This window comes from Streptomyces sp. NPDC005263 (assembly GCF_042872365.1).
In the GTDB taxonomy this organism is placed as follows: domain Bacteria; phylum Actinomycetota; class Actinomycetes; order Streptomycetales; family Streptomycetaceae; genus Streptomyces.
This window is the reverse complement of sequence record NZ_JBIAKJ010000004.1, coordinates 809,372-820,777: the sequence shown is the minus strand read 5'-3', so window position 1 is coordinate 820,777 and position 11,406 is coordinate 809,372. Positions and strand designations below refer to the sequence as shown.

The 11,406-nt window shown below is 71.1% G+C and carries 12 protein-coding genes; 6 read left to right on the top strand and 6 right to left on the bottom strand.

Annotation, left to right across the window (positions count from 1 at the left end; translation table 11 throughout):
• Positions 1-90 precede the first annotated feature (90 nt).
• Positions 91-600, top strand: a complete 510-nt coding sequence (locus ACFYRY_RS22340) for a SigE family RNA polymerase sigma factor (RefSeq protein ID WP_389148157.1) — start codon at positions 91-93, stop codon at positions 598-600.
• A 54-nt stretch (positions 601-654) separates the two neighbouring features.
• Positions 655-1,665, top strand: coding sequence for a hypothetical protein (locus tag ACFYRY_RS22335; RefSeq protein ID WP_389148155.1), 1,011 nt, complete (start codon positions 655-657; stop codon positions 1,663-1,665).
• Between the two features lie 46 nt (positions 1,666-1,711).
• Here ACFYRY_RS22335 and ACFYRY_RS22330 read toward each other — a convergent pair whose 3' ends face one another.
• The 6 genes from ACFYRY_RS22330 to ACFYRY_RS22305 form a co-directional block, all read right to left on the bottom strand.
• Positions 1,712-3,175: a sensor histidine kinase gene (locus ACFYRY_RS22330; protein WP_389148152.1), complete on the bottom strand. Its 1,464-nt coding sequence runs from the start codon at positions 3,173-3,175 to the stop codon at positions 1,712-1,714.
• Positions 3,172-3,906, bottom strand: a complete 735-nt coding sequence (locus ACFYRY_RS22325) for a response regulator transcription factor (RefSeq protein ID WP_389148149.1) — start codon at positions 3,904-3,906, stop codon at positions 3,172-3,174. Before ACFYRY_RS22325 ends, ACFYRY_RS22330 begins: the two co-directional genes overlap by 4 nt.
• A 104-nt stretch (positions 3,907-4,010) precedes the next feature.
• On the bottom strand, positions 4,011-4,193 hold the full coding sequence (locus tag ACFYRY_RS22320; RefSeq protein ID WP_389148146.1) for a hypothetical protein: 183 nt from the start codon (positions 4,191-4,193) through the stop codon (positions 4,011-4,013).
• Between the two features lie 28 nt (positions 4,194-4,221).
• On the bottom strand, positions 4,222-5,430 hold the full coding sequence (locus tag ACFYRY_RS22315; protein WP_389148143.1) for a S1C family serine protease: 1,209 nt from the start codon (positions 5,428-5,430) through the stop codon (positions 4,222-4,224).
• Between the two features lie 178 nt (positions 5,431-5,608).
• Positions 5,609-6,631: a LacI family DNA-binding transcriptional regulator gene (locus ACFYRY_RS22310; RefSeq protein ID WP_389148140.1), complete on the bottom strand. Its 1,023-nt coding sequence runs from the start codon at positions 6,629-6,631 to the stop codon at positions 5,609-5,611.
• Between the two features lie 95 nt (positions 6,632-6,726).
• Positions 6,727-7,506, bottom strand: coding sequence for a winged-helix domain-containing protein (locus ACFYRY_RS22305; protein ID WP_389148137.1), 780 nt, complete (start codon positions 7,504-7,506; stop codon positions 6,727-6,729).
• A gap of 171 nt (positions 7,507-7,677) precedes the next feature.
• Between ACFYRY_RS22305 and ACFYRY_RS22300 the strand changes: the two genes are divergently transcribed.
• The 4 genes from ACFYRY_RS22300 (at position 7,678) to ACFYRY_RS22285 (ending at position 11,074) form a co-directional block, all read left to right on the top strand.
• A complete protein-coding gene (locus ACFYRY_RS22300) occupies positions 7,678-8,598 on the top strand; it encodes an alpha/beta hydrolase (RefSeq protein ID WP_389148134.1) in 921 nt (306 codons plus the stop codon).
• Positions 8,599-8,635: 37 nt separating this feature from the next.
• Positions 8,636-8,890, top strand: coding sequence for a MoaD/ThiS family protein (locus tag ACFYRY_RS22295; RefSeq protein WP_389148131.1), 255 nt, complete (start codon positions 8,636-8,638; stop codon positions 8,888-8,890).
• A 2-nt stretch (positions 8,891-8,892) separates the two neighbouring features.
• Positions 8,893-10,146 (top strand): hypothetical protein, encoded by a 1,254-nt coding sequence (locus ACFYRY_RS22290; protein ID WP_389148129.1) that lies wholly within the window; start codon positions 8,893-8,895, stop codon positions 10,144-10,146.
• Between the two features lie 190 nt (positions 10,147-10,336).
• Complete coding sequence (locus ACFYRY_RS22285) at positions 10,337-11,074, top strand: DUF2993 domain-containing protein (protein WP_389148126.1); 738 nt, start codon at positions 10,337-10,339, stop codon at positions 11,072-11,074.
• Positions 11,075-11,406 lie beyond the last annotated feature (332 nt).

Genomic DNA, 11,406 nt, shown 5'->3' with positions numbered 1-11,406 from the left:
GCCTTTTTTCGGTCCCGGGTGTAACGCGACGGCGGGCCTGGAGCGTCAAGGACATGTGAGCGCGGACGTGTTACCGGGAGGGGAACCCACATGGCCAGATCGTCGCACCGGTCGGAGGAGATCGAGGCGTTCATGCAGGCCGTGAGCCCCCGCCTCTTCCGTGCCGCGCTGCTGGTCTGCGGTGACTGGCATCTTGCGGAGGACCTGGTGCAGACCACCCTGGGCAAGGCGTTCGTCTCCTGGGGCCGGGTCCGCAAGGCCGACAGCCCGCACGCCTATGTGCGCACCATCCTGATGCGTACGTATCTCTCGCATGTCCGGCTGCATCGGACGTACGAGAGACCCGTGGGCGAGCTGCCGGAGCAGCCGGCCACCACCCACGACCCGGCCCTGCGGCTGGCGCTGACCCAGGCGCTGGCGTTGTTGTCGCCGCAGGACCGGGCCGTGGTGGTGCTGCGCTACTGGGAGGACAGAAGCGTCGCGCAGACCGCGGCGGAACTCGGTCTGAGCGCTGGGAACGTGCGCATCCGCAGCATGCGGGCACTGTCGACGCTTCGTACGTCGCTGGGCGGCGAGCACGACGTTCTCGCCGGTCGCTGACCGGCATCACATCATCGCCGCGGCACCACCTCGGTGGGGAAGGGCTGGAATCGCATGGAGAACATGGGGCAGATGGAGCGCGACGAGCGGGAGTTCGGCCCCCGCCTGGGGAGCATGCTCGACGCGTACGCCGACGAACTGCCCGCTCCGGCAACGGATCTGGTGGGCGGTGGACTCGCCCGCGGCCGACGGCTGCGCAGACGCCGGCAGACGCTGTGGGGAGCGGCCGTGTTCACCTTGGCGACCGTAGTCGCGGGCGGCGCGGTGCTGGCCGGGGTGATCCCGGACGGTTCGGGCGACGGCAGGAACAACGAGGCCGCCGACACAGCCGTGACCATTCCGGACTTCTCCCTGGCGGCCGCCCGGACGTCGGCACCGGCGGGCAAGGTCGCGGTCACCGGCAAGGCGACCGTCGCGACCCTGCGGGACCTGCTGCCCGGCAAGCCCACGACCAGTGGGTACCAGTGGTGGGACGGCAAGCAGGGCGCCGACTCGGTCAGCGCCGGGGGACGACTGCTCGTCCAGGGCCGGGCGGAGACGACGGTCAGCGTCCAGGGCGCCTTCCAGCTCACCGCGTTCGACGCGCTGGACAAGGACGCGGCCCGCGAGGCGGCAGGGAAGTCCGGGCAGGGGGAGCCCGACAAGAGCGGACGGACGGCACCGGACAAGTCCGCGGCGGCGAAGGAGGCCGCCGGCGGGGGGCCGGACAAGAAGGCCCGCCCCGCCACCAAGGCGGAACTCCAGACGTTCTACTCCTGCGCGGACCGGGCGGAGGCCAAGGCCACCCAGTCCTCGTGCCGGGCCCGCAACCTCGACGACGGCTCCGTCCTGATCAGCTACGAGGAGAAGTCCGGCACGCTGACCCGCCGTACCGCCGACCTGCTCCGCAAGGACGGCACCCGGATCGTCGTGGTCACCTCCAACAGCACGGACACCAAGCGCGGCCCCGCGGACGTCACCGCGCCGCCCCTGACCCTGGCCCAGCTCACCGACATCGCGACCAGCGCGGACTGGCAGGCGTGGGTGGAGCCCTCGGTGAACGACGCGGCGAAGGGCGTTTCCTGATGTCCTGACCTCGTCAGTGCGGCGGCCCGGCTTCCACCGAGCCCCGTCACGGCACCTCGGGCGGCGGCACCGGCGCCCCCGGCAGCCGTACCGTGACCACCGTGCCGCCCCCCTCCGCGCGGGCCAGCGTCACCTCGCCGCCGGCCTGCTGGACCGTGCGGGCGACGATCGACAGGCCGAGGCCCGAGCCGGGCAGCGCGCGGGCGCTCGGGGAACGCCAGAAACGGTCGAAGACGTACGGGAGTTCCTCGGCGGGGATGCCAGGGCCGTGGTCGCGGACCGTCAGCACACCCTCGTTCAGCCGCACGTCGATCGTGCCGCCCTCGGGGCTGAACTTCACCGCGTTGTCCAGGATGTTGACCACCGCGCGTTCCAGCGCGGCCGGTTCCGACCGGACGTACCAGGGCTGGAGGTCGGCCGTGATGGTCAGCTCGGGCCCCCGCAGCCGTGCGCGGCGCAGCGCCGACTCGGCCGTGTCCGCCAGCGAGATCACCTGGACCCGCTCACCCTGCTGCCCCTGCGAACGCGACAGCTCCTGCAAGTCGCCGATCAGCGCGGCCAGTTCGGTCATCTGCGCCTTCACCGAGTCGAGCAGGGCCTTGCGGTCGGCGGCGGGGATGGGGCGGCCGGTCTCCTCGCTGCGGGTGAGGAGTTCGATGTTGGTACGCAGGGAGGTGAGGGGGGTGCGCAGTTCATGGCCGGCGTCCGCGATGAGCTGTTGCTGGAGTTCGCGGGAGTTGGCCAGGGCGGACGTCATGGAGTTGAAGGAGTGGGAGAGCCGGGCCACCTCGTCCTCGCCGGCCTCGTCGACCGGGATGCGGATGCTCAGGTCCTCGGTACGGGCGACGTGTTCGACGGCCTCGGTGAGCTTGTCGATCGGACGCAGACCGGCGCGGGCCACGGCCAGACCGGCGGCCCCGGCGCCGAGGACTCCGACGCCGGAGACGAGGAGCAGGATCAGGGCGAGGTCGTTGAGGGTGGACTGGGTGTTCTTCAGGGGAACCGCGACGAGGAGAGCCGTGTCGGGGTAGACCGCCGGTGGGCTTCCGGGGCCCTGGCTCACCAGCAGGGGGACGGTCAGAACGCGTACGGCGTTTCCGTTCTTGTCGGTGCCGTTGCGGAACGTGCCCTGCTCCGGGTCAGCGTTCTTGATCACGTTCTTGTCGGCGCCGGTGGTCTCGACCATGCCCTCGGAGTTCGAGGACACGCAGGACTTCCCGTCCGTCTCGACCAACTGGAGGTACACGCTGTTGTGGGCCCGGAGGTCGCTGGCGTTGTCCGTCTGCGGAGCCTGCGGGCATGCGCGGAGCAGGAGTTGGACCTCGCCGAGTTGCTGAGGCTTGGCCCCTTGCTGCAGATCGGCGTCGACCTGGTCGTACAGCTTTCCCTGCACGATGAACCAGCAGGTCACCGCCACCGCCGCCACCGCGAACGCCACCGCCGCCGCCACCAGCAGCGCCAGCCTGGACCGGATGGGCAGCGTACGGAACCTGCGTACGACCTTCCTCACTCCGCGCCGCCCTGACGCAACACGTACCCCACACCTCGCACCGTGTGCACGAGCCGCGGCTCGCCGCCCGCCTCCGTCTTGCGGCGCAGGTACATCACGTACACGTCGAGCGAGTTGGACGACGGCTCGAAGTCGAAGCCCCACACCGCCTTCAGGATCTGCTCACGCGTGAGGACCTGACGCGGGTGCGCCATGAACATCTCCAGGAGCGTGAACTCGGTACGGGTCAGCTCCACCGGCCGCCCGGCCCGCGTCACCTCACGGGTCGCGAGGTCCATGCGCAGGTCGGCGAAGGTGAGGGCCTCGTCGTCCTCCACCACGCCCGCCGCGGACGCCGCGTACGAACTGCGCCGCAGCAGCGCCCGGACGCGGGCGAAGAGCTCGTCGAGTTCGAAGGGCTTGACCAGGTAGTCGTCGGCGCCCGCGTCGAGTCCGGTGACCCGGTCGCCGACCGTGTCGCGGGCCGTGAGCATGAGGATCGGCGTGGTGTCACCGGCCCCGCGGATGCGCCGCGCGGCGGTCAGACCGTCCATGCGGGGCATCTGGATGTCCAGGACCAGCAGGTCGGGCTGGTAGGCGGTCGCCTTCTCCAGGGCGTCCGCGCCGTCGACCGCGACCTCGGTGTCGTAGCCCTCGAACGCGAGGCTGCGCTGGAGCGCCTCGCGTACCGCGGGCTCGTCGTCGACGATCAGGATGCGCTGGGGGTCACGGTCGCCTTCGGCGGGGCTCATGGGTGTGGATTCCTCGGGTGCGGTGGAACGGCGGGGCTGACATGGATGAACGCTTTCAGCCTCGCACGGTTCCCGGCTGATGCTGCGGGAAGAGTCGGGTGTGCTCAGCCGCGTACCGTGCGGCGCCGGCCGCGGGCGGCGGCCGTCGAGCGGCGGCCCGTGCCGGCGGAGAGCGCCACCTCCGGAGCCCGCGGCGCCGGCTCGTGCAGCTCGTACGCCACCTCCAGGGCCAGGGCGAGCCCGGCCGGGTCGGTGCCGACCACCGTGTGCGAAACCTGCTCGATCATGACGTTCTCCCTACGACCGGGTGCGGGGTCAGTTGTTGTCGGAGCCGCCGGCCCGCAGTGTGGCCAGGTCCGCCTTGACGGTGTTGATCGGGATGGCGAAGCCGAGGCCCACGCTGCCCGCGTCGGACGACGACGATCCGGAGGCGGCCGAGTACATCGCCGAGTTGATGCCGACGATGTTGCCGTTCATGTCGATCAGGGCGCCGCCGGAGTTGCCGGGGTTGAGCGAGGCGTCCGTCTGGAGCGCCTTGTACGTGGTCGTGGACGAGCCGGTGTCGCCGTTGAACTCCCGGCCGCCGAACTCGAACGGCCACTGGTCGTTGCCGCCGCCCTGCTGTTGCTGTTGCTGCTGGCCCTCGTCCGTGGAGACGGTGACGTCGCGGTTCAGGGCGGAGACGATGCCGCTGGTGACGGTGCCGGTCAGGCCCTCGGGGGAGCCGATCGCCACGACCGTGTCACCGACCTGCACGCCGCTGGAGTCGCCGAGGGTGGCCGTCTTCAGGCCGGAGGCGTTCTCCAGCTTGATCAGGGCCAGGTCCTTCTTGCTGTCGGTGCCGACGACCTTCGCGGTGTAGGTCTTGCCGTCGCTGGTGGTCGCCTTGACCGTGTCGGCCCCGGCGATGACGTGGTTGTTGGTGATGATCTCGCCGTCGCTGGTGATGATCACACCGGAGCCGGTGGACTCACCGGCGTTCGAGGTGGCGTTGATCTCGACGATGCTCGGGCTGACCGCCTTGGCCACCCCGGAGACCGTGCCCTTGGCGGAGGACGGCACCACGTTCGTGCTGGTGCTGCTGGAGGTGACCGCGGCGTCGTTGCCGGTCAGCTCCTGGATGCCGTACGCGGTCCCGCCGCCTATCGCCGCGGCGACGATCGCCACGGCGGCCAGCAGGGCGAGCGGACCCCGGGTGCGCTTCTTGGGGGCCGGTGCCGGTGCCGCCGTCATCACGGCCGTACCGCCGCCGCCGTCACCACCGTGACCACCGCCGTGACCACCGCCGTACGCGCCCTCGGTCGGGAACCCGGCCGACGCGGGCGCCTGGGCCGACGCCTGGGCCGACGCCGGGGTCGGTGTCTGGGCCGGCGGGGGCGGCCACTCGGGGTTCACGGGGGAGGACTGCTGCTGCGCGTACTGCTGCTGGGAGTACTGCTGCTGGGGGTACGCGGCCTGCTCGCCGTGACCCTGGACGTGCTCGGGGTTCTCGTACTCGCCGCTGCGGCGGAAGCTCTCGGTCATGACACTCAGCTTGTCCGCCGACCATGAGAGCTTGCTGAGTGCTCCCTGAGAAGCCCGGCAGAACCTCGTTCGTCCGATATAAAGACGCGTCTCGCAGCTTTCGGGGCTCTCTCAGAAAGCCCTCAGAAAGCCCTCAGAAAGCCCCCCAGAGAGCTGCCTCGGTGAAGCGCGCGGTCTCTCACACGCAGCCGCAGGACCTGCGCAGCACCAGCCGCGACGGGAACTGCTTCAGCCGCTCCTGCCGGGAGCCGGCCACCCGCAGCCCGTCGTCGAGGACGAGGTCCACCGCGGCCCGGGCCATGGCGGAGCGGTCCGACGCGACCGTTGTCAGAGGCGGGTCGGCCAGCGCCGCCTCCTTGATGTCGTCGAACCCGGCCACGGCCAGCTGGCCCGGCACGTCGAGCCGCAGCTCACGCGCCGCGCGCAGCACGCCGATGGCCTGGTCGTCGGTGGAGCAGAAGATCGCCGGCGGCCGCTGCGGTCCGGACAGGACGTCGAGCGCCACACGGTAGGCGTCGTAGCGGTTGTACGGAGCCTCGAAGACCCGGCCCTCGGTGGGCAGCCCGGCTTCCTGCATCGCGCGCCGCCAGCCCTCGACGTGGTCGGAGACCGGGTCGCCGACGGCGGGGGTCTCCGCGGTGCCGCCCATGCAGGCGACGTACTCGTAGCCGTGCTCCAGCAGGTGGCGCACGGCGAGCTGGGCGCCGCCGAGGTCGTCCGTGACGACGGCGACGTCGTCGATGGCCTCGGGCCGCTCGTGCAGCAGCACCACCCGGGCGTCCCAGGCGTCGATCTCGGCGGCGGCGTTGTCGTTCAGCGCGTGGCTGACCAGGATGAGGCCGGAGACCCGCATGCCGAGGAAGGCACGCAGGTAGTGGACCTCGCGCTCACCGATGTAGTCGGAGTTGCCGACCAGCACCATCTTTCCGCGCTCGGACGCGGCCTGTTCGACGGCGTGCGCCATCTCCCCGAAGAAGGGCTGGCGGGCGTCCGGCACGATCAGGCCTATGAGGTCGGTGCGCCGCGAGGCCATCGCCTGGGCGACCCGGTCGGGCCGGTAGCTCAGTTCCTTGATCGCGGCGAGGACTCGCTCGCGGGTGGCCGGGGCGACCGGCCGGGGTCCGTTGTTGATGACATAGCTGACGACGGCGGTGGACGTCCCCGCCAGCCGCGCCACGTCATCCCTGGTTACCTTGGCCACGCGCGGAGTCTACGCGGATGGACCCGCTCTGGGCAGGGCGTGTGGAGGCCTGCCCGAGCGGGACCGTACGCGCGTGATGACCTGGGCACCTGCCCCTACGCCTCGGCCGCGATCTCAGCGGCGTCCAGAGCACCCACCTCGTCCGCATCGTCCGTGTTTGTCACGGTCGCCTTGGCCTTGGTGTCGTCCGTGGCGCGCTCGCCCTTCTCGGGAGTAACGAATCGATAACCGACGTTCCGGACGGTTCCGATCAGCGACTCGTGCTCCGGTCCGAGCTTGGCGCGCAGTCGTCGTACGTGGACGTCGACCGTCCGGGTGCCGCCGAAGTAGTCGTAGCCCCAGACCTCCTGGAGGAGCTGTGCGCGTGTGAAGACACGGCCCGGGTGCTGGGCGAGGTACTTCAGGAGCTCGAACTCCTTGAAGGTGAGGTCGAGGACCCGGCCCTTGAGCTTGGCGGAGTAGGTGGCCTCGTCGACCGAGAGGTCGCCGTTGCGGATCTCCATCGGGGCGTCGTCGTTGACGATCTGCTGGCGGCCCATGGCCAGCCGCAGACGGGCCTCGACCTCGGCCGGACCGGCGGTGTCCAGCAGTACGTCGTCGATGCCCCAGTCGGCGGTGACGGCCGCGAGGCCGCCCTCGGTCACGACGAGGACGAGCGGACAGCCGGGCCCGGTGGAGCGCAGCAGCTGGCACAGGCTGCGGACCTGCGGCAGGTCACGGCGCCCGTCGATCAGGATGACGTCGGCACCCGGGGTGTCGACGAGGGCGGGGCCCTCCGCCGGGGCCACGCGGACGTTGTGCAGCAGCAAACCGAGAGCGGGGAGCACCTCCGTCGACGGCTGGAGGGCATTGGTCAGGAGCAGCAGAGAACTCATATGTCTGGTTCCTCCTCGGTCCCTGCGAGGACGTGTGCGGTGCGGCACTGCTCTGCGATCCCGGTGGCCCCGTACACCTGCGGTTTCCCGCTTCGTATACAACGCTTCCGAAAGCACAAAAGGACCCGGGGGCTACGTTGCCCGAGTCCTCTGCCCAGCAGAATAGCCCACATGAGTACCGGCCCGGCAGGTCATGTGGCGCGATCCACCGATCGTCCGCACTCAGCTACCAGCAGACCTACACCTTTGCGGACGTTTCTGCACGCCGCCGACGGGGTGACGATCGATTCCGTATACGACCCGGGGGACGCCGTATACGACGCCTCGGCGTCACCTTCCGGTATCCCGGTGTTCGTGATCGCGCACGGATTCACCGGCGACGTGGACCGCCCGCACGTCCGGCGAGTGGCCAGAGCGTTCGCGCGCCACGGCGCCGTGGTCACGTTCTCCTTCCGGGGGCACGGCGCCTCCGGCGGGCGCTCCACGGTCGGCGACCGGGAGGTGCTGGACCTCGCCGCCGCGGTCGAGTGGGCCCGTTCGCTGGGGCACCCCCGTGTGATCACCGTCGGTTTCTCCATGGGCGGCTCGGTGGCCCTGCGACACGCCGCGCTGTACGGCCCGAATCCCCCGAAGGAGGGGCCGGAGTACGAGTGGCGCATGGACGCGGCGGCGGATTCGGCGACGGGTTCGGAGGCGGAGGCGGCGGCGGACGCCGTGGTTTCGGTGAGCGCCCCGGCCCGCTGGTACTACCGGGGCACCGCCCCGATGCGCCGGCTGCACTGGCTGGTGACCCGCCCCGAGGGACGGATGGTGGGCCGCTACGGATTCCGGACGCGCATCCACCACCGTGCGTGGGACCCGGTGCCGCTGTCGCCGGTGGAGGCGGTCCCGAGGATCGCGCCGACGCCGCTGCTGATCGTGCACGGCGACCAGGACGGCTACTTCCCCGTCGACCACCCCCGCATGCTGGCCCACGCCGCCGGCGACCACGGCGAACTCTGGATGGAGCCCGGCATGGGCCACGCCGAACACGCGGCCACGGACGACCTGCTGGCCCGTATCGGGGACTGGGCTGTCGGTCGGGCGGGCTAGCCTGACCGTGTACACCGCCGATTGATTGAGGAACGGGATGGCAAAGGTCACGGTGCGCTACTGGGCGGCCGCGAAGGCCGCGGCCCAGATCGCCGAGGAGCCGTTCGACGCGGACACCCTCGCCGAGGCGCTCGACGCCGTGCGCGGGCGGCACCCCGGCGAACTCGTGCGTGTCCTGCGCCGATGCTCGTTCCTCGTCGACGGTGACCCCGTGGGCACCCGCGGACATGAGACGGTACGGCTGGCCGACGGCGGCACGGTCGAGGTGCTCCCGCCGTTCGCAGGAGGGTGACGATGACCAACCAGCCGTACGAGGGGCCGTACGACGGGCCGTACGAAGGACAGCAGTACCAGCGGAGGCAGCAGCAGTACCAGGGCGAGCAGCACGAGCGGCAGCAGTACCAGGGGGAGCCGCACGGACAGCAGCCTCAGGGCCACGCACCCCAGGGGTACCCACCCCAGGGGTACGGCCCGCAGGGTCACACCCCGCAGGGTCACACCCCGCAGGGCTACGACCCGTACTGGCAGCAGGCATACGAGGATCCGCAGGCGGCCCAGCAGTACACGCAGCAGTGGCAGGGGCAGACCTGGGAGACCCAGGTGCACCAGCCCGTGTCGGCCGCCGAGACGGCGTATCTGCCGCAGCAGCCGCAGGCTCCCGGCGCTCAGACCCACCCCCACGCCCACACGCACGCTCCGGCACAGGCACAGGCACAGGCACCTGAGCCCGTTCCGGCCGCCGAGGGGCCGGTCTCCGGGTACGGCCCCGCCTCCGTGGCCGGCAACGCCCGCATCACCGACGCCCAGCGGGCGCGCCTTGAGGGGCGCTCGCCGGTCATCGAGCCCGGCATGCAGCCCGCCGCGCTCACCGCGCTCCTCGGTCTGCTGCTGTCCGCTACGGCGGCCGTCGGCTCGTACGCCCTCGTGGTTCCCCTCGTCGTCCTCCAGGCGGTCACCGCCGCGGGCTGGTTCCGGCTGAACGGCATGTGGCCGGCCCGGCAGGGCATCGCGCTGGCGTTCCTCGGGGCGCTGGTGGCGGACGCGGTGCTGCTGGTGGCCGGGCGGGAGAACGGGCCCGCCGCGATCCTCGGCACGCTGGGCGTGTGGGTCCTGCTCTCCCTCGTCCTCCAGCTGCGCTCGCACGCCGACCCGGACGAGCGGATGGCCGGCCTGATGGCGACCGTCGCCTCGGCGGCGCTGTCCATCGTCGCGGCCGGACACCTCGCGGCCGACCCGGACGCGGTGACGGTCGGCGCGGCGGCGGTCGCGGTCGCCGTCCTGGCCCGCGCGCTGCCCCTGCCGACCCCGGCCTCCGTGGTGGTCGCCCTGCTCGCCGCGGCGGGCGCGGGCATCGCGGTCGGCGGGATGACCGGCCTCGGCGCGAAGGGCGCGCTGCTGGGCGCGGGCGCGGCGGTGTGCGCGCTGATCGGGCACCGGGTGGCGAGTTACGACTACCCGTCGAGGTTCGTGCACTTCACGGCGGGAGTGGCCCTGCCGCTGGCCGCGGCCGCCCCCGCGGTGTACGTGCTGGGGCGGGCGCTGGGCTGACGCTGTCGCGGCGGGTGCTGGTCAGGCACGTCCATGGCGCCCGGCCGCTCCCCTCCCGGCCCCGGGCCTGTCCTGTCACGAATGATCGACAATTTGCCGATCCCTTACGGGCCCGGGGTTACTCTCGCGCTCGGCGGCCACCCGGTCCGTCAACCGACCGTCATCTGACCGCCGTCGTGGGGGACACCGCATGCGCGCACTGCGAATACTTCTGATACTTGTCGTGATATTCGGGGGCCTCTTCGTGATAGCCGACCGCGTCGCGGTCAACTTCGCGGAGGGGGAGGTCGCGGACAAACTGAAGACCAGCGAGAACCTGGACACCACCCCGGACGTCTCCATCAAGGGATTCCCCTTCCTCACCCAGGTGGTCGGCGGCGCACTGGACGACGTCCAGGTCGGTATCGCGGACTACGAGGCGGACACCGGCTCGGGCGGCAAGACCATCCGGATCGACGACCTCGAAGCGAACATGAAGGGCGTCGAGTTCTCCGGCGACTACAGCTCCGCCACCGCGTCCACCGCCACCGGCACGGCGTCCGTCACCTACGACGAGCTGCTCAAGGCCGCCAAGGCCGAGCCCACCCAGGTCGCCCCCGGCGTCACCGCCAACATCGTCGGGCTCTCCGACGGCGGCAACGGCAAGATCAAGGTCGCGGTCGAGGCGACGGTGTTCGGCACCAAGCTGCCGAACCCGGTGGACGTGCTCAGCACCGTCACCGCCAAGGGCGACACCGTGCGGGTGCACGCGGACAATCTGCCGTCGTTCGGTGGCGTCGAGATCGCCGAGAACCGGGTCCGGGCCATCACCGACTTCGAGCAGAAGATCGAGGGGCTGCCCGGCGGCATCCAGCTCGACAAGGTGCAGGCGGCGAGGAGCGGCGTGGAGATCACCGTGAAGGGTTCGAACGTCAAGCTCGCGGGGTAGGACGGGCGGGGGACGAGACCGGTCGCGAGTGACCGCGGGGCCGTCCGATGGGCGAGACGCCTCAGTCCGTAGAACAGCTGTGGAGACGACCGTATCCGCCCGGGAACCGTGGGAACACGGCCCGGGCGTTGTTGTGTTCTCACATTGCGGACGATCGCGTCTCAGAATACGACACCCCGGTGACATGGCCGCCTGTCCGTCCCTACGATCGACACCTATGAAGCGACAGGCGGATCTCACGAAGCGGCGGGCAGTAGACCTGTGCCGCGTCGCCGCCATGCTCTGTCGCATCTTCTGAGCGGAAGCGCAGACCTCCGCATCCAGCCCGCCCC